15 protein-coding genes are annotated in these 17,600 nt (G+C 57.2%); 5 read left to right on the top strand and 10 right to left on the bottom strand.

Going from position 1 to position 17,600, the window contains the following annotated elements:
• The first annotated feature begins 8 nt into the window (after positions 1-8).
• From ltnD to K1718_RS06880, 4 genes are read left to right on the top strand one after another with little or no spacing between them, the layout of a single operon-like run.
• Positions 9-899: an L-threonate dehydrogenase gene (gene ltnD / locus K1718_RS06895; protein WP_418068130.1), complete on the top strand. Its 891-nt coding sequence runs from the start codon at positions 9-11 to the stop codon at positions 897-899.
• A complete protein-coding gene (otnK, locus tag K1718_RS06890) occupies positions 899-2,131 on the top strand; it encodes a 3-oxo-tetronate kinase (protein WP_265683287.1) in 1,233 nt (410 codons plus the stop codon). The genes ltnD and otnK overlap by 1 nt, the downstream gene beginning before the upstream one ends.
• Entirely contained in the window at positions 2,128-2,775 is a 648-nt protein-coding gene (otnC, locus tag K1718_RS06885) for a 3-oxo-tetronate 4-phosphate decarboxylase (protein ID WP_265683285.1), read from the top strand. Before otnK ends, otnC begins: the two co-directional genes overlap by 4 nt.
• Complete coding sequence (locus tag K1718_RS06880) at positions 2,772-3,530, top strand: hydroxypyruvate isomerase family protein (protein WP_265683283.1); 759 nt, start codon at positions 2,772-2,774, stop codon at positions 3,528-3,530. The genes otnC and K1718_RS06880 overlap by 4 nt, the downstream gene beginning before the upstream one ends.
• A gap of 135 nt (positions 3,531-3,665) precedes the next feature.
• Here K1718_RS06880 and K1718_RS06875 read toward each other — a convergent pair whose 3' ends face one another.
• The 10 genes from K1718_RS06875 to K1718_RS06830 form a co-directional block, all read right to left on the bottom strand.
• Positions 3,666-4,421, bottom strand: coding sequence for a DUF3750 domain-containing protein (locus tag K1718_RS06875; protein WP_265683281.1), 756 nt, complete (start codon positions 4,419-4,421; stop codon positions 3,666-3,668).
• A 272-nt stretch (positions 4,422-4,693) separates the two neighbouring features.
• On the bottom strand, positions 4,694-5,092 hold the full coding sequence (locus K1718_RS06870; protein WP_265683278.1) for a RidA family protein: 399 nt from the start codon (positions 5,090-5,092) through the stop codon (positions 4,694-4,696).
• A gap of 145 nt (positions 5,093-5,237) precedes the next feature.
• Positions 5,238-6,425 (bottom strand): kynureninase, encoded by a 1,188-nt coding sequence (kynU, locus tag K1718_RS06865; RefSeq protein ID WP_265683276.1) that lies wholly within the window; start codon positions 6,423-6,425, stop codon positions 5,238-5,240.
• A complete protein-coding gene (gene kynA, locus K1718_RS06860; protein WP_265683274.1) occupies positions 6,422-7,261 on the bottom strand; it encodes a tryptophan 2,3-dioxygenase in 840 nt (279 codons plus the stop codon). Before kynA ends, kynU begins: the two co-directional genes overlap by 4 nt.
• Positions 7,258-8,877, bottom strand: a complete 1,620-nt coding sequence (locus K1718_RS06855) for a benzoate-CoA ligase family protein (protein ID WP_265683273.1) — start codon at positions 8,875-8,877, stop codon at positions 7,258-7,260. Before K1718_RS06855 ends, kynA begins: the two co-directional genes overlap by 4 nt.
• A gap of 2 nt (positions 8,878-8,879) precedes the next feature.
• On the bottom strand, positions 8,880-10,034 hold the full coding sequence (locus K1718_RS06850; RefSeq protein ID WP_265683272.1) for an acyl-CoA dehydrogenase family protein: 1,155 nt from the start codon (positions 10,032-10,034) through the stop codon (positions 8,880-8,882).
• Complete coding sequence (locus K1718_RS06845) at positions 10,034-10,834, bottom strand: enoyl-CoA hydratase family protein (RefSeq protein ID WP_265683271.1); 801 nt, start codon at positions 10,832-10,834, stop codon at positions 10,034-10,036. The genes K1718_RS06850 and K1718_RS06845 overlap by 1 nt, the downstream gene beginning before the upstream one ends.
• A gap of 2 nt (positions 10,835-10,836) precedes the next feature.
• Positions 10,837-11,310: a MarR family winged helix-turn-helix transcriptional regulator gene (locus tag K1718_RS06840; protein ID WP_152500221.1), complete on the bottom strand. Its 474-nt coding sequence runs from the start codon at positions 11,308-11,310 to the stop codon at positions 10,837-10,839.
• Positions 11,307-12,050: an SDR family NAD(P)-dependent oxidoreductase gene (locus K1718_RS06835; RefSeq protein ID WP_265683270.1), complete on the bottom strand. Its 744-nt coding sequence runs from the start codon at positions 12,048-12,050 to the stop codon at positions 11,307-11,309. Before K1718_RS06835 ends, K1718_RS06840 begins: the two co-directional genes overlap by 4 nt.
• Positions 12,047-14,341, bottom strand: a complete 2,295-nt coding sequence (locus K1718_RS06830; RefSeq protein ID WP_265683268.1) for a bifunctional salicylyl-CoA 5-hydroxylase/oxidoreductase — start codon at positions 14,339-14,341, stop codon at positions 12,047-12,049. Before K1718_RS06830 ends, K1718_RS06835 begins: the two co-directional genes overlap by 4 nt.
• A gap of 354 nt (positions 14,342-14,695) precedes the next feature.
• On the opposite strand from K1718_RS06830, the gene K1718_RS06825 reads away from it, so the two are divergent.
• Positions 14,696-17,257 carry a GcvT family protein gene (locus K1718_RS06825; protein ID WP_265683267.1) on the top strand — a complete coding sequence of 854 codons (2,562 nt, stop codon included), beginning with the start codon at positions 14,696-14,698 and terminating at the stop codon, positions 17,255-17,257.
• Positions 17,258-17,600 lie beyond the last annotated feature (343 nt).

Raw genomic sequence — 17,600 nt, 5'->3', positions numbered from 1 at the left:
CCCGGCCGGTGAAAGTCGCCGTCGTCGGCCTCGGGTCCATGGGCTTTGGCATGGCCCGATCATGTGTTCGCCAGGGATATCAGGTCTTCGGCTCCGACATTGTTACTGAACGCATGGACAGTTTACGCAATGAAGGTGGCGCAGCCGAGACTGTCGATGCTGTCGCTGCGTCACTAGATGCGGTCGTCGCCGTGGTTCTGAATGCTGATCAAACCGAGACCATTCTGTTTGGTGAAACGGGAATTGTTCCGAAATTGAAGCCTGGTGCCGTGGTTGTCGCCTGCGCGACAGTGCCTCCCGATTTTGCAAGGAGCATGGAAACACGCTGCCAGGATCACGGTGTTCATTATCTTGATGCGCCGGTATCCGGCGGATCGGTCAAGGCAGGTGAAGGCAAGCTCTCCATAATGGCAGCCGGCACACACGAAGCGTTTGCCGCCGCCCAACCGGTGCTGGAGGCAACAGCTGAAACCGTGTTCAAACTCGGAGACACAGCCGGCTCCGGATCAGCGATGAAAGCAGTCAACCAGCTCCTGGCAGGTGTGCACATTGCAGCCATGGCCGAAGCCCTGACCTTCGGCATGACACAAGGCATTGATCCGCAGAAATTCATCAACGTCATCAGCAGATGCGCCGGCACAAGCTGGATGCTTGAAAATCGGGCTCCGCACGTGGTTGCGGGCGACTACACACCACACAGCCAAACCGTCATCTGGCCCAAGGATCTTGGCATTGTACTGGAGGCAGCAAAGGGCTCAGGGCTTGAAGCGCCGATTACGGAAGCAGCTCTACGTCAATACAACAAGGCAGTTGAGATGGGTCTGGGGCATGAAGACGACGCAGCCATAACCAAAGTCTATGCCCGTAGTGCCGGTTTGCAGTTGCCGGGGGAAGGCTGATGCGGCTGGGATGCATAGGGGACGACTTCACCGGCTCAAGCGATCTGGCCAACACGCTCGCGAAACAGGGCATGCGGGTGACGCAGTATTCAGGCACACCTCGGACCGATGCTGCAGAGACCGTTGACGCAGGTGTCGTTGCGCTCAAAAGCCGATCGATCGATCCTGGCGATGCCGTCGCGCAATCCCTTGAAGCTCTGGATTGGCTGAAGTCGCAGGGCTGCGAGCAGTTTTTCTTCAAATATTGCTCAACCTTCGATTCGACACCGGAAGGCAATATCGGTCCTGTGGCGGATGCACTTGCTGAAGCACTCGACGCACAAAAAGTGATTGTCTGTCCTGCGTTTCCGGGAACCGGACGTTCCGTCTACCAAGGTCATCTGTTCGTCAAGGATACGCTCTTGAGCGAATCTGGGATGCAGACGCATCCCCTGACACCAATGACAGATCCTGACATCCGGCGTTGGCTGACACGGCAATCGCGTTTTGCTGTCGGCCATGTTGCCGCACAGCACGTACAAAGCGGCACTGATGCCATACGCCAATGTATTGAAAGTGAGCACCATTCAGGCAAGCGGTTGATCGTGATCGATGCCATCCGGGACGAGGACCTCGTTGAAATAGGCAAAACGGCAAAGGACTTGCGACTTGTCACCGGAGGCTCCGGGGTCGCACTTGGGCTGCCAGCAAACTTCGGCTACACGCCCTCGCTGGTTCCGTGGACTCCTCAGCCAGGAAAATCCATTGTTCTTTCCGGTTCCTGTTCACTGGCCACACGCCGGCAAGTGAAGGCACATATCGCGCAACATCCATCGCGGGAGGTCAACGCGGCAGAGGTAATCGAAGGACACTTGACCGCCGAAGAGACGGCTGACTGGCTGCTTGGCAGTGAAGGCATTCCGATGGCTTTCAGTTCGGCAGATCCCGACATTGTTGCCGATATCCAGGCCACCTACGGTCGAGAACGTTCGGCAGCTGCGTTGGAAACCTTTTTTTCCGACGTTGCAAAGGTCGCGCGTGCAGGCGGTGCAACGCGGATCATCACAGCGGGCGGAGAGACTTCAGGTGCAATTGTGGAAGGCCTCGGATTGGAAACACTGGAAATCGGCCCTGAAATCGATCCTGGCATCCCGGCGCTAAGGGCGGGGCCTGACCTGGTGGTCGCGCTGAAGTCCGGCAATTTCGGCGCTGAGGACTTTTTTGAAAAAGCGGACCGGATGCTCAAAGGATGAGTGAGGCAGCCTTAAGGGAACAGATGTGCCTTCTCGCCCGCTCTCTTTTCGAGCTCGGCCTGACCCACGGGTCCACCGGCAATATTTCCGCACGGACCGAGGATGGTGGTCTCCTGGTGTCCCCGACCGGAACAAGTTTCGGTCGTCTCGATCCGGCTCGACTGAGCAAATTCAATGACAAGGGAAAGCACATTGAAGGTGATCGTCCAACCAAGGAAATGCCACTACACACGGCGTTCTACGACACGCGCTCGACTGCAGGCGCCGTAGTGCACCTGCATTCCTGTCACTCCGTTGCCCTTTCCATGTTGCCCGATGTTGATCCGGAAAACTTTCTGCCACCGCTGACGCCATACGCCATCATGCAACTCGGCAGGGTAAAGCTGCTGCCGGTTTTCGTACCGGGTGATCCCGCGATGGGCGAGGCTGTCCGGGGACTGGCAGGCAAACGCAGCGCAGTCATGTTGGCCAATCACGGTCCAGTCGTTGCGGCAAAAGACGTGGAAGCTGCATGCAATGCAATAGAGGAGCTTGAAGCAACCGCGAGGCTGACACTACTACTGCGTGGAGAACAGCCAATCCCCCTCAACAAGGAACAAATTCATGCAGTCGTTTCCAAGTTCGATGTGGAGTGGGATGAGTGACTAGCTTCTCGGCAAATCTCGGCTTCTTGTGGGCCGACCGCTCCCTGCCAGCGGCAATCCGGGCAGCCAGGGCGAACGGTTTCGATGCCGTTGAATGCCATTGGCCTTATGAGACACCAGTGCTCGATGTAAAGGCGGCACTTGAGGAAACAGGGTTCAAGATGCTCGGCCTGAATACAAGGCGCGGTGATGTCTCGAAAGGAGAAAACGGTCTTGCTGCGCTTCCTGAAAGGGAAGATGAAGCTCGGGCAGCAATTGACGAAGCAATCGATTATGCGAACCGCACTGATACCGCTGCGATCCACGTAATGGCCGGGAAAGCGAGCGGACCCAAAGCGCAAGCCACCTTTTTGAAGAACCTTGACTATGCGGTGACACGAACCAGCCGAACCATCCTGATCGAACCGTTAAACCGGCATGACGCACCGGGATACTTCTTGAAGAACACCACGCAGGCAAGGGACATCATCACCAAGCTCGCCGCCCCGAACCTGAAACTCATGTTCGACTGCTATCATGTCGCACGCAACGAAGGCGACGTACTTTTCCGGCTGCAGGACCTCTTGCCTATTGTCGGTCATATTCAGATTGCATCGGTTCCCGATCGCCGAGCACCAGATCACGGCGAGCTGCACTATCCGACCGTATTTTCCAAGATTGCTGACCTCGGCTGGAAGAAACCAATCGGTGCTGAATACAAACCGGTGAGTGCCACAGAAGAGGGCCTCGACTGGATGAATAGCCATCTTTGTTAGGCACCGAAGCCACTTTGGTCCACTTTCTCATTCGCAGCAGTGAAAGCGGAAGTCCGGTATTGGCCGATACTCGCACCAGGACCGTTCTGTCCCACGTATCCTCTTTGTCACCGTTTGCGTGACAGCTTCAAAAGATCAAGTGCTCGTCGAGGGAAACTCGACCCGTCCGACCATGGGAAGCTTCAAGGAGAAATCCTTGACGTCTATTCCGTAAGTCAGGCCAAAGAGATTTAACTCAATCCCCTCCTCCCAAGCGACCAAAAGCCCAAAAAGGCCCAGGACGGACAGTTGATATCCTGTGCCGCTTGGAGCTTTGTCCCAAAGTCCGCTCTGCAGGAAATCCTTGCCGACAGCCGTCGGAGGCAAATCCAGTCTCAACTCCGGAACCACTCTGCCCAAATGAGCAATGAACGTGTTTGAGTTTGGACCGGGCCAGACGGTATAGCGGTCATCAAATTGGTAGCCGCGTATTGTTTTCAGAAGCCGAGGTATCGCAGCTTCGGCCTCTCCACCATGAAGTTCCGCGATCAGGCGCGGCGCTGATCCGAACCAGCGACTGTCCGGGGCACGGCTCGAGGAGGATACGGCTTTCCCGCCATAACGCACTCTCCAACCCGTCACCTCATAGGTGGTGAAGTGCGCCGCGTCCCGATCCTTGATGGAGATCCAGCTATGAACGCCGAAATAACCGCGCCAGCTGAAAGCCCTGGCGGAATAAACCTGAATGATGGCTTGCCGTTCCGACAGCGGATCAGGCGCAACGCCAAGCGGCGCCCTGCTCGCGCTGCTCCAATGTGCGGAAGTTGTTTGCACACCCGAAAAAACAACAAAGAGGGCTAGACCAAGATTAAAAAGCAGAAAGCCTGAAATCCAGATGAAGATCCGACGCATCGATTGTCCAACAAATCCTGTTTGACCGGTCGAGAGGAAGATCTAGTCCCTTTGAGGCAGTTGTCCATAGAACCGGTCGAGCGAAGCTCTCATTCAATCTTGGCGGTTCGATTTTGTAAAATCACGAAGCCTAAAGGATGCGTCAGGTGAGCGCTCGAATATCAAGCTTTGGCACCAGCCACATGGAGTTTGGCTTTGTGAAGTTGCCCAAGTGTTTCTTCGACAGTCCTGCGCCTTGCGTTCATTAAAACGAACAGCGGACCGAACCTCGGTCATCGCCTGACAAAAGCAGTCGCCTCGATTTCTATGACAGCCTCGTCTTCAATGAGGTCTTTGACGACGAGCATCGACATGGCCGGAAAGTGCTTGCCGAACACACGACGGTAAACCTCGCCAACCTCTCTTTGTTTTGCCAGATATTCAGTCTTGTCCTTGATGAACCATGTCAGGCGTCCAATGTCGGAGATCTCGCCGCCTGCTGCCTTGACGATGTCAGCGATGTTGGTGAGCGCCTGCTCCATCTGGGGCAAAAATCCACCGGGAGCAAAGCGCTTGTCCTTGTCCCAGCCAATCTGTCCGCCGATATGGAGCGTTCCGTCCGGCATCAGCATCCCGTTCGCATAACCGAGCGCTTTCGCCCAGCCTTCCGGATGAATGACTTCGGGTTTCATTGGCAGCTCTCCATGATGCATTGCTTGTGCTCGCCTTCAGGTGCATGCCCTCTGGCAACGCGTCCAGCTTGAAGCGCGCTCTTGTTGCATCCGCCCGGCCAGCTGGATTTCGCACAGGTCCGCATGTATCGCTTTGCATCAGTCATCAGGTTACACGTGATTTCGTCTGGTATTTCGGATCCCGCCAGAGCTCTCCGGCAATCACCTTTTCAAGAATTTTCGCGGCAGCAATGACATCTTCTTCGTCGAGATAGAGCGGCGTGAAGCCGAACCGCATGATGTCAGGTGCGCGAAAATCACCGATCACGCCCCTGTCGATCAAGGCCTGCATCGCCGCATACCCATGCTCAAACGCAAAGGACACCTGACTGCCGCGCAATTCACCCTCGCGCGGAGACGCAAGCTTGAGCACCGGACAACGCCGCTCCACTTCGGCAATGAAGCATTCCGAGAGGTCCAGCGACGCCTTGCGGATATCGCTCATGTCGACGTCATTCCACGCGTCGAGTGCTGCATCGAGGATCGAGAGCTGAACCACCGGAGGCGTCCCCACACGCAGCCGCTCCGTGGACATGGCCGGACGGTAGTCCGGTTCCATCGCAAACGGTGCTTCATGTCCCATCCAGCCTGCCAGAGCTGGTTCAACGCTTTCGATCAGATCCGGTCGAGCATAAATAAACGCCGGAGCACCCGGCCCGCCGTTGAGATATTTATAGGTGCATCCAACGGCAAACTCCGCCTTGGAACCGGAAAGATCCAGTGGCACCGCACCTGCACTATGCGCCAGATCCCAGATCATTACGGCACCTACCGCATGAGCCCTTTCCGTGACCTCTTTCATGTCATGAAGACGGCCTGAGCGGTAATCGACATGTGTCAGCATCACAGCAGCGACGTCTTCAGAAATATGATCCATCACGTCTTCCGGAGCCGGGGTGCGCAATTCATAGCCCTTGTCGACAGTGCTCATCAGACCCTGGGCCATATAGAGATCCGTTGGAAAGTTGCCCCGGTCCGAAAGGATTACACGCCGCTCAGGACGCATTTTGAAAGCGGCAGCCAACGCCTGGTAGACCTTGATCGACAAAGTGTCGCCGGTCGCGACAGAGCCTTCCGGAGCCCCAATCAAACGGGCAATCCGGTCGCCAACGCGTTTGGGCAACGCAATCCAGTCGGCCGTATTCCAGGCCCGGATCAATTCCCTGCCCCACTCTTTCTCGATCACTTCACCCGCGCGTGTTGAAGCCCCTTTCGGCAAGGGGCCGAGAGAGTTGCCGTCCAGATAAATGACATCGGCTGGAATATCGAAGAGCTCTTTCTTTGGCAGGCTCATAGCTCACCTCTCAAATGCCAGAGTTCGGGAAAGAGTTCCACTTCAAGCATCCGCCTCAAATAGGCAACCCCGGACGTGCCGCCCGTGCCACGCTTAAAGCCGATGACGCGCTCAACGGTCGTGACATGGTTGAAGCGCCAACGGCGGAAATAATCTTCCATATCGACCAGTTTTTCGCCCAGTTCATAGAGCGTCCAGTAGGTTTCAATGTTCTCGTAAACCTGCTTCCAGCGTGCCTGAATTTCGGGATGTGCCTCATGCGGCTTTTCCAGCTGTGGAGCTGGAGCATTGTCCTCATGACCATCCAGTGTTCGGAAAAGCAGGCGAACAACCTCATCATAAAAACTCGGACGGGCAAGTTCTGCAGACAGCTCCTTGTGGATGTCCGGCAAATGCGCATGGGGCTTCAACATGTTCGGATTTCGGTTGCCGAGCACATATTCGATCATGCGGTACTGGTAGGACTGGAAACCCGATGACGGACCCAGTGTTTCGCGAAACAGCGTGTAATCAGCCGGTGTCATGGTGCGCAACACATCCCACTGATTGTTGAGCTGTTCGAATATCCGGCTGACCCGGGCCAGCATCTTGAACATCTTCGCCGTGTTGCCTGTTCTCAAGGCTTCGCGGGCAGCTGCCAGTTCATGGATAATCAGCTTCATCCAGAGTTCCGACGTCTGATGCTGAACGATGAACAGCATCTCGTCATGGGCGTTGCTGAGGCAATGCTGCTGCGACAGGAGCGTGTCGATATGCAGATAGTCGCCATAGGACATGGCGTCTGAAAATCCCATCCTGGCGCCGTCTTTTTCCGGATCATAGGCTTTGCTGCTCATGACGCTGTCCTGAGCCGGAACCGCTGGATCTTGCCGCTTTCGGTTTTCGGCAGCGCATCGGCAAAAACAATACTGCGCGGGTACTTGAATGGAGCAATCGTTGCCTTCACGTGGTCCTGCAACACTTTGATCATGAGATCGGATGCTTCGTGATCAGCTCCAAGGACGACATGTGCCTCTACAATTGCACCGCGGTCTTCGTCCGCGACACCGATCACGGCACACTCGGCAACGGCTTCATGTGACAGCAAGGCCGCCTCGACCTCGGGTCCGGCAATGTTGTAACCACTGCTCAGGATGATGTCGTCATTGCGCGCGGCGAAATGAAAATACCCGTCCGCATCGCGGGTAAAGGCGTCGCCGGTAATGTTCCAGCCGTTCTGGACATATTCCGTTTGCCGCTCCCCTTTGAGGTACCGGCAACCAGTCGGCCCACGCACGGCAAGCCGCCCGACATCGCCTGCCGGCACCTCGTTACCATCGGGACCGACCACCTTGGCTTCATAGCCCGAGACAGGCCTGCCCGTGCAGGCCGGCCTGTGATCTTCAAACCGGTTGGTGATGAAGATATGCAAAAGTTCTGTCGAGCCAATTCCGTCCAGCATCGGCTTGCCCGTTTTTGCCTTCCATTCCTCATAGACCGGTGCCGGCAAGGTTTCACCGGCCGAAACGGCAGCACGCAACGAAGTCAGGTCCGCCCCTTCATCCATGGCACGCAGCATGGCGCGATAGGCGGTCGGCGCCGTAAAACAGACGGTCGCACGGTATTTTTCGATGATGTCGATCATGTTCGGCGGGGTTGCCGCTTCCAGAAGCGTTGCAGCAGCACCGAACCGCAAGGGGAAGATCGCCAACCCTCCCAGGCCGAACGTGAATGCAAGCGGCGGCGAACCGACAAAAACATCCTGCGGGCCGACATCCAACACCTCCCTAGCGTAGGCGTCCGCAATGATCAGCAGGTCCCGATGGAAATGCATCGTGCCCTTGGGCTCACCCGTTGATCCGGACGTAAACCCAATAAGCGCCACATCGTCCCGGCTGGTGGCGACAGCTTCAAACTGAACCGGTTTTTCCAGGGCCAGTCTGTCGAGCTCGGCATCGTGGTTGGATGTCCCATCGAAACCGACCACCGTTTTCAAATGTTTGCTGTCCTTCGCGCAGGCTGTCATCTCATCCATCAGCCTTGTGTCGCAAAGCGCATGAGTGATCTCAGCCTTGTTGACATACTTTGTCAGCTCACCAGCCCGCAGCATCGGCATGGTGTTGACGACAACCGCACCGGCTTTGGTCGCCGCCAGCCAGCAGGCCACCATTGCCGGATTGTTGGCCGAACGGATCAGAACCCGGTTGCCGGGCTTGAGCTTCAAATCCTCGACAAGGGCATGCGCCAGGCGATTGGTCCAGTCGGAAAGCTCTTTATAGGTGCGCCGCCGGCCATTGCCGATCAGCGCCGTGTGATCACCAAAGCCCTTTTCGACCATCCTGTCAGTTAGTTCCACAGCCGCGTTGAGATGTTCTGGATAGTCAAAACCATCCAGAAGAAAGTCCGGCCAGGTGTTCATCTCAGGCAAATTGTCCCGCGAGAACGTGTCGATATGAGCAGAATGTTGGAGCATGATCACATTCCTTGTTGTTCGGCGAGGGTCTGTCTGGCGATAACCACCCGCTGGACGTCCGATGCGCCTTCGTAAATGCGCAGGGCCCGGATTTCGCGGTAGAGCCTTTCAACGGTTTCGCCTGAGCGAACCCCGTCTCCGCCATGAAGCTGCACAGCCTTGTCGATGACCTGTTGCGCCTGATCGGTCGCAAAAAGCTTGGCCATCGCAGCTTCGCGGGTCACGCGCGGGGCACCTGCATCCTTCGTCCACGCGGCACGGTAGGTCAAAAGCGCAGCGGCATCGATATCAAGCGCCATGTCGGCGATATGACCCTGCACCATCTGCAATTCCGCAAGCGGAGAACCCTGAACATGCCGGCTGGAAACACGCTTGAGTGCCTCATCCAGCGCGCGGCGGGCAAAGCCCAGCGCGGCCGCGGCAACTGTTGACCGAAAAACATCCAGAACCGACATGGCGATCTTGAAACCCTGGCCGGGTTCGCCGATCAGCGCTGATGCAGGAAGTCGGCAATTTGAAAAACGCAGCCTGGCAAGCGGGTGCGGAGCCAGAACATCCAGCCGCTCCACTATCTCGAAGCCGGGCAGTCCGGCGGGGACGATGAAGGCGGAAAGTCCCCTCGCACCAGGAGCTTCACCAGTGCGGGCAAAAAGCGTGTAGACATCTGCAATTCCACCATTGGAAATCCAGGTCTTTTCACCCTCGAGGATAAAATGTTCTCCGTCCCGGGTCGCCGTCATGGTGGAATTCGCAACATCCGAACCCGATTGAGGTTCGGTGAGAGCAAACGCGGAGATCGCCTCGCCTGCACGCGTTTTTGAAAGCCATTCCGATTTCTGGTCAAGGGTACCGAACAGCGAAATCGCGCCGGTGCCGAGGCCCTGCATGGCAAAGGCAAAATCCGCCAGTCCGTCATGACGGGCCAGTGTCTCACGGATGAGACAGAGGCTTCTGACGTCTAGCTTGCCCGCATCCGATGAACTTAGCTTCAGGAAACCGGCATGTCCGAGATCACTGACGAGACGACGGCATGCCGCATCTGTATCGCCATGATCAACCTTTGAAAGATGCGCGCCGGCCCAGCCCTCGAGCTCCGCTGAAAGCGCGCGATGACGATCTTCAAAAAACGGCCAGTTCAGAAAGCTCTTGTCCGCCATCAGTCACCCTCAAACACCGGTTTTTCCTTGGCAACGAAGGCATGGTAAGCCCGGTGGAAGTCCTGTCCCTGCATGCAGATGGCCTGTGCCTGTGCTTCGGCTTCAATGGCCTGCTCAATCGACATGGACCATTCCTGGGCCAGCATCGTCTTTGTCATCATATTGGCAAAGCCAGGACCGGCAGCAATGCGCCGCGCAATGTCTCTTGCTGTCGCAAGCAGGTCGTCCCGCTCGACAACGCGGTTGAAGAAGCCCCAGGCATGCCCTTCCTCAGCACTCATCGACCGCCCGAGATATAGCAGCTCCGCAGCTCGCCCCTGCCCGATGATCCGGGGCAGGATTGCGCAGGCACCCATATCGCAGCCCGCAAGCCCGACACGGTTGAACAGGAAGGCCGTCTTTGCCTCAGGTGTCGCAATCCTGAGGTCCGACGCCATGGAAATGATTGCGCCAGCCCCGGCGCAGACCCCGTCGATTGCGGCGATGACGGGCTTGCCGCAATTGACCATTGCCTTGACCAGATCCCCCGTCATGCGGGTGAAGGCCAGCAGCTCTTTCATGTTCATTTTGGTCAGCGGGCCAATGATGTCGTGAACGTCACCGCCAGAGGAAAAATTACCTCCGTTCGGCCCGAAAACGACTGCCTTGACATCATCATTGTAGTGAAGCTCCCGAAACCAGTCGCGCAGCTCCGCATAGCTGTCGAATGTCAGCGGGTTCTTCCAGTCCGGACGATTGAGCGAGACTTCTGCGATCCCGTCCGCAACCGTGCAATTAAAGTGCTGAACGTCGCTGCGCATGGTCACTTCCCCTCCTCAAGCGCTTCGCTTAACCGGTCGAGGCGGCCGATCATGCCGTCAACGTCCTCAGCGTCGAGGCCACTCAGAATTTCGTCGATCCAGGCCTCATGCACTTCCGCATGCTGTGTGAAGACATCCTGTCCTTTCGGTGTGAGCCGAACAAGATTGGCGCGCCGGTCTCCGGGCACCGCGACACGCAGGGCCAGACCTTCCTCTGACAGCTTGTCCACGATGCCGGTAATGTTGCCATTGGAAACCCGCAGCATCTGCGAGATCTCGCTCATCTTCAGCCCGTCCGGTGAGCGCGCCAGCGCGGACATCACATCAAAGCGCGGCAGCGTCCAGTTGAACTCATTGCGCAAGCGCCGCCTGATCTCATCCTCAATCAGGCTGGAGGCCTTGAGCAGTTTCAGCCAGAGCCGCAGGCGTGCCTTTGAAACAGATTGCTCTGCTCCATTAAGAGCCGGTTCGTTCATACTTCTCCTCCCGACAAGGAAATGGCCTGTCCGTTCACCGACCGCGCAGCATCAGAACACAGCCACAGCGCAGTTCCGGCAACTTCATCAGTTTCGATGAACCGTTGTTGCGGATTGCCGGCGATAAGAGATGCGCGCGCATCTTCCGCGCTCAGACCCGTCTTTCGAACGATTGTTTCAATCGACCGTTCAAGGAGCGGCGTTTCCACGAAGCTCGGGCAGATCGCGTTGACGGTCACGCCCGTCTGGCCAAACTCAATCGCCAGTGAGCGGGTCAAGCCAATGACACCGTGCTTGGCCGCACTATAGCCCGCCACATAGGGATACCCCTTCAGCCCGGCGGTGGAGGCAACGGCAATCATGCGCCCCCAACCGGACGCCTTCATATCGCCAAGCGCGGCCTGCCAAAGATTGGCGACACCAATCAGGTTCACTGCCAGCATTGACTGCATCTGGTCTTGAGACAGTTTTGCGAAAGGCACGCTTTCAACGGCGCCGGCATTGGCAACAGCAACGGAAATCGGGCCGTTTTGCTGCCGGGCTGCGTCCAGTGCCTTCGCAACAGCCTCCGCATTGGTGACATCGCACAGTTGGTAGGAAAGACCCTGCGCCTTCAAAGGTTCCTCACGTCGCCCCAATATCGTAACGCGCGCGCCTTGCCGGTTGAATGCCTGCGCCGTTTCGGCACCAACACCGGAGCCGCCGCCGGTCACGACCACATGTTTGCCCGCTAGCGTCATACCCGGATTGCCTCTGCTTCACGGTCAGCAAGCCGCCAGGCCTGATCGCGCCCAGCAAGATAAGGTGGCTGCCAGACGGCCTGCCGGTCACCGATCTTCGCGCCTTCATGCAAGGTCCAATAGGGATCGGCCAGATGCGGTCTACCGATGGCGATCAAATCGGCACGTCCCGCCATCAGGATCGAGTTTGCATGATCGGCCTCATAAATGTTGCCGACCGCCATCGTGGTGATGCCTGCCTCATTGCGGATCCGGTCGGAAAACGGCGTCTGGAACATGCGCCCATAGACCGGTTTTGCCTCCGTGCTGGTCTGACCTGCGGAGACGTCGATCAGATCTGCGCCTGCTTGCTGAAAAGCGCGTGCAATCTCGACGGCTTCTTCCGGTGTTACCCCGTCCTCGCCGGCCCAGTCACTTGCGGAAATGCGCACGGACATCGGCTTGTGTGCAGGCCAGACGCGGCGCATAGCGTGGAAGACCTCAAGCGGATAACGCAGCCGGTTTTCCAGGCTGCCGCCATAGTCATCCGTCCGCATGTTGGAGAGCGGCGATATGAACGAGGACAGCAGATAGCCATGGGCAGCATGCAGCTCGATCATGTCGAACCCGGCCCGCTCCGCCATCTCGGCTGCGGCAGCAAACTCTGACTTTATCGCCTCCATATCGGCTTCGGTCGCTTCGCGCGGCACAGCATTTTCTTCAGACCAGGCGAGCGCCGATGCCGATACAAGATCCCAGTTTCCGGACGCTAAGGGCTTGTCCATACCCTCCCAGCCGATATTGGTGGAGCCCTTGCGGCCTGAATGACCGATCTGGCAACAGATCCTGGCCTCGGTCTCGCCATGCACGAAATCCACCAGCCGCTTCCAGGCAGCCTCGTGTTCCGGCGCATAAAGGCCTGGACAGCCCGGCGTAATCCGGCCCGTTTCTGAAACACAGGTCATTTCGGTGTAGACGAGACCGGCGCCGCCTTTCGCGCGCTCGCCATAATGGATCAGGTGCCAGTCTGTCGGGCTGCCGTCGACGGCCTTATACTGCGCCATGGGCGACACAACGATCCGGTTCTTCAGCTCCATCTGGCGCAGACGGAACGGCGCAAACATCGGTGCGCGCACCGGCGCATTGTCCGGAACACCGGATGCATGCTGAAACCACTGCTCAGCCGAACGTAGCCAGTCCGGATCACGCAGGCGCAGGTTCTCGTGCGAGATACGCTGCGAGCGCGTCAAAAGCGAATAGTTGAACTGCACCGGATCAAGGTCGAGATAACGCTCGACATCCTCAAACCATTCCAGCGAATTGCGCGCCGCGGACTGAAGCCGCAGCACTTCCAGCCTTCGCTCTTCCTGATAGCGTTCGAAGGCTTTCTCAAGGGTCGGTTCGCTGTGAATGAGATCGGCCAGCGCAATGGCGCTGTCGAAGGCAAGCCGCGATCCGGACCCGATGGAAAAATGCGCCGTTGCGGACGCATCGCCCAACAGAACCACATTGCCGTGGTACCACTTTTCACAAAGCACTCTCGGGAAGTTGATCCAGACCGCCGACCCGCGCAGATGGTCGGCATTCGACATCAATTTATGCCCGCCAAGATGCGCCTCGAAAGTCTTCCGGCAGGTTTCGACGATCTCCTCTTTCGACATCCCGTCAAAGCCGAAATTGGCGTAGGTTTCCTCGGTACACTCGACAATGAAAGTCGCCGTCTCATCATCGAACTGGTAGGCATGCGCCCAGATCCAGCCGTGCTCGGTCTTCTCGAAGATAAAGGTAAAGGCGTCGTCGAATTTCTGATGTGTGCCAAGCCAGACGAACTTGCACTTTCTGGTATCGATTTCCGGCTTGAAATGCTCCGCATAGGCGCTGCGCACACTGGAATTGATGCCGTCGCAGCCGACGACCAGATCATAGTCGCGGCGATAGCTTTCAATATCGTCAAACGGCGTCTCAAAGAGCAGTTTGACACCCAGTTCACGCGCACGCTCCTGAAGCAGAAGCAGCATCTGCATGCGGCCGATCCCGGCAAAACCGTGACCGCCGGAGACTGTGCGCACGCCGTCATGGACCACGGCGATATCGTCCCAATAGGCAAAGTGATCGCGGATGGCTTCAGCGCTTTTCGGGTCATTCGTTGCCAGGTTTTCCAGCGCATCGTCCGACAGCACGACACCCCAGCCAAACGTGTCGCTCGCCCGGTTGCGCTCAACGACTACGATCTCGTGCGAAGGATCGCGAAGCTTCATCGAAATGGCAAAATAGAGCCCGGCAGGCCCACCGCCCAAACACGCCACCCGCATTGATCGCACCTCCCGAATTTCGAGCGCTCCCGCGCTACGGATCGATACGAGTTAACGTAGTTCAGCCCACAGATATTTCAAGCTTGAAATTTATAAGATTGAATTATTTTAAACATCCCTATCAAGGGCTAACACGCAATTTGCGAAGCAGATGACGCAATTGAGCTATTTTGCTCCGGGATCTGTCGCGAGCCGAGGTGCGATAAATCGGAAAACTGTTTTGAGAAAAAAGGTTGGTTGACCGGGAACGGTCCACCCGGCCTTGATATGGCTTGAATGCGCCAGGCAGAAGCGGGCAATCGGTGCGTCGCATCCGATGGTGGTATGACGGCGGGAAGCAAAGAGGAATGAGACATGTCAGCTTTTCCTGACAAGGCACAAATCGTCATCGTCGGTCTGGGCGGCATTGTCGGCGCGTCAGTGGCGCATCACCTCATCGAACGTGGCTGGACGGATGTTGTCGGTATCGACAAGTCCGGCATTCCGACAGACATCGGCTCGACCGCACATGCCTCTGACTTCTGCTACACCACAAGCCACGACTATCTGTCGGTCTGGACCACGCAGTATTCCATCGATTTCTTTGAAAAGATGGGCCACTACGCGAGGGTCGGCGGCCTTGAGGTGGCGCGCACCGGTGACGACACCTGGATGGAGGAGATCAAGCGCAAGGTCACATCCGGCAAGGCGTTTGGCACCAATGTCAGCCTTGTCACCCCGGCAGAGATCAAGGAAAAATTCCCGCTGATCGAAGAGGATATGGTTCAGGGCGGCATGTGGGACCCGGATGCAGGTCTGGTCATTCCGCGCTCGCAGACCGTTGCCGGCAAGTTGGTCGACCAGTGCGAAAAATCCGGCAATCTGAAAGTCTTCGCCAACACGCCAGCGCAATCGCTTATTGTCGAGAATGGCCGCATTTCCGGCGTCAAAACCCATCGCGGCACGATCCACGCCGATCACGTGATTGTCTGTGCCGGTCTTTGGGGCCGGCAGATCGCCGAGATGGTCGGCGAGGACCTGCCGGTCATGCCCGTCGACCACCCGCTGACTTTCTTCGGCCCCTATAACGAGTTTGAAGGCACCGGCAAGGATATCGGTTACCCTCTTTTGCGTGACCAGGGCAACTCGGCCTATATGCGCGACACGGGCGACCCGAAAACTGCCGAAGGCGGGCAGATAGAATGGGGCTATTACGAGACCGACGCACCGCGTCTCTGTCATCCGCGTGACTTGCTTGAAAAGGATCAGGCCCGTCTGTCGCCCTCACAGCGCGATCTTGAGATGGAACAGGTCATCGAGCCACTGGAGCGCGCCATGGAGCTGACGCCGATCCTGGGTGAGATCGGTTATAATGAAAGCCATTCCTTCAACGGTTTGTTGCAGGTCTCCGCTGCCGGTGGCCCCTCCTGCGGCGAAAGCCAGAAAGTACGCGGGCTCTGGTACTGTGTTGCCATCTGGGTGAAGGACGGCCCGGGCTATGGCAAGTTGATTGCAGACTGGATCACCGACGGACGCACTGAAATCGATCACGCTTCCATCGACTATTCCCGCTTCTACGCCCATCAGATGACCGAGGAATTCATCGAAGGCCGCTGCTATGAGGCAGCCCAGAAGATCTATTTCCCCGCAATCCATCCACGCGAGCCTTACGCCTCCGGCCGCGGCGTCAAGCGCTCCCCTTTCCATGAGCGCGAAGTCGAACTTGGCGGTCACTTCATGGAACTTGGCGGCTGGGAACGCGCGCATGGATACGCCGCCAACGACCACCTGCTGGAAAAATACGGCAACCGCGTGCCCGTTCGGGAAAATGAATGGGACAACCGTCACTTCTGGCGTGTTTCCAATGCAGAGCAACTGGCGCTGAGCGAAGATTGCGGCATCATCAACCTGTCGCATTTCTATATGTTCGACGTTGAAGGCCCTGACCATGTTGCCCTGATGGAATGGCTATGCGCTGCCAAGATTGGCGGCGACACCATGGTCGGCAAAGGCATCTACACGCATTTCCTGGATGACGAAGGCAATGTACGGGCCGACCTGACGGTGTTCCGGATGGACGACCGCTGCCGCATCGTCGATGGCGCTGATGCCGGACCGCGCGATCTGCGCTACGTTCAACGCGTCGCCGAAGACAAGGGCTTCAACGTCACCGTAACCGATGTCAGCGAAGCCTATACCACCATCGGCATCTGGGGTCCGAACGCCCGGGAAAGCCTGAAGAAGGTCGTCTCAGATCCGGCGGCGCTCGATCCGGAGAACTTCCCCTTCGCGGCCATCCGCAAGCTTGAAATCGCCGGAAAGGAAGTGTCAGCACTCAGGCTTTCCTATGTGGGCGAACAGGGCTGGGAACTTCATATGAAATATGAAGACGGTCTTGCTGTCTGGGACGCGCTCAGAGCAATCGGTGTTATGGCCGTTGGCGTTGAAACCTATGCCAACTCGCGCCGCATGGAGAAGAGCCTGCGCCTGCAGAACGCCGATCTCCTGACCCAATACAATCTCTATGAGGCCGACCTTGCCCGACCCAAGGTGAAGGAGGCGGACTTCCGCGGCAAGGCAAAGCATCTGGAGTACCGGTCACGCGACAAACAACCGGCCATGCTGTGCACACTGGTCATGACAGACAACACCGATGGAAAGGGCGTCAAGCGCTATCCGGTAGGCGCCATGCCGGTTCAGGACCCTGAAACAGGCAAGACGCTGGTCGATAGTCTCGGGCGGATTTCCTATACAACGTCAGTTGCCTACGGCCCGACAATCGGCAAGAACATTGCGCTGGCCTACCTGCCGCAGGACTACTGCCAGGTCGGCCGCAAGCTGAACGTCGAATACTTCTCGGAAACCTATCCGGTTGAAGTGGCAGGTGTCGGTTACCAACCGCTTTATGATCCTGAAAACCTGAAACCTCGGTCATAATGCCGTATTCTGCGAGGTCTCAAAAAGACCTCGCGGCAAGCTCCGGTTATTGAAATTCAGCTTGTTAAACCCTAAATTGAATGCGTGATTGTAAGCTTTCAGGAGGGTGTCGATGCCATTCTTTTCTCCCCGCGGCCCGGTTTCGCACGGAGCGGCAGAGGCCTTTGCAAAGGGTGTAAAAAGAGGATTGGCACCTGAGACCCGAATCCCGTCTTCAGAACGGAAAGCTGAGGCTCAGACACGGCTTGCAGAAGAGCCACCGACAAGCGCCACCCGTATCACTCCAAGCCGGAAAAAGACCGACTTTCTATCTCGCTTGAAGGCTTTCTTTTTGCGCTAGGAC

Origin of the sequence: Roseibium porphyridii (assembly GCF_026191725.2) — a bacterium.
GTDB classification, from domain to species: Bacteria; Pseudomonadota; Alphaproteobacteria; order Rhizobiales; family Stappiaceae; genus Roseibium; species Roseibium porphyridii.
Note: the sequence above shows the minus strand (reverse complement) of the source record. Positions and strands in the feature narration are given on the sequence as shown.

Bases quoted from the DNA above. Each gene is read 5' to 3' on its own strand.
- otnC (WP_265683285.1), top strand. From the start codon at position 2,128: ATGAGTGAGGCAGCCTTAAGGGAACAGATGTGCCTTCTCGCCCGCTCT.
- K1718_RS06855 (WP_265683273.1), bottom strand. From the start codon at position 8,877: ATGCTCCAACATTCTGCTCATATCGACACGTTCTCGCGGGACAATTTG.
- K1718_RS06850 (WP_265683272.1), bottom strand. From the start codon at position 10,034: ATGGCGGACAAGAGCTTTCTGAACTGGCCGTTTTTTGAAGATCGTCAT.
- K1718_RS06835 (WP_265683270.1), bottom strand. From the start codon at position 12,050: ATGACGCTAGCGGGCAAACATGTGGTCGTGACCGGCGGCGGCTCCGGT.
- K1718_RS06870 (WP_265683278.1), bottom strand. From the start codon at position 5,092: ATGAAACCCGAAGTCATTCATCCGGAAGGCTGGGCGAAAGCGCTCGGT.
- K1718_RS06875 (WP_265683281.1), bottom strand. From the start codon at position 4,421: ATGCGTCGGATCTTCATCTGGATTTCAGGCTTTCTGCTTTTTAATCTT.
- otnK (WP_265683287.1), top strand. From the start codon at position 899: ATGCGGCTGGGATGCATAGGGGACGACTTCACCGGCTCAAGCGATCTG.
- K1718_RS06840 (WP_152500221.1), bottom strand. From the start codon at position 11,310: ATGAACGAACCGGCTCTTAATGGAGCAGAGCAATCTGTTTCAAAGGCA.
- kynU (WP_265683276.1), bottom strand. From the start codon at position 6,425: ATGAGCCTGCCAAAGAAAGAGCTCTTCGATATTCCAGCCGATGTCATT.
- K1718_RS06830 (WP_265683268.1), bottom strand. From the start codon at position 14,341: ATGCGGGTGGCGTGTTTGGGCGGTGGGCCTGCCGGGCTCTATTTTGCC.
- kynA (WP_265683274.1), bottom strand. From the start codon at position 7,261: ATGAGCAGCAAAGCCTATGATCCGGAAAAAGACGGCGCCAGGATGGGA.
- K1718_RS06845 (WP_265683271.1), bottom strand. From the start codon at position 10,834: ATGCGCAGCGACGTTCAGCACTTTAATTGCACGGTTGCGGACGGGATC.
- K1718_RS06825 (WP_265683267.1), top strand. From the start codon at position 14,696: ATGTCAGCTTTTCCTGACAAGGCACAAATCGTCATCGTCGGTCTGGGC.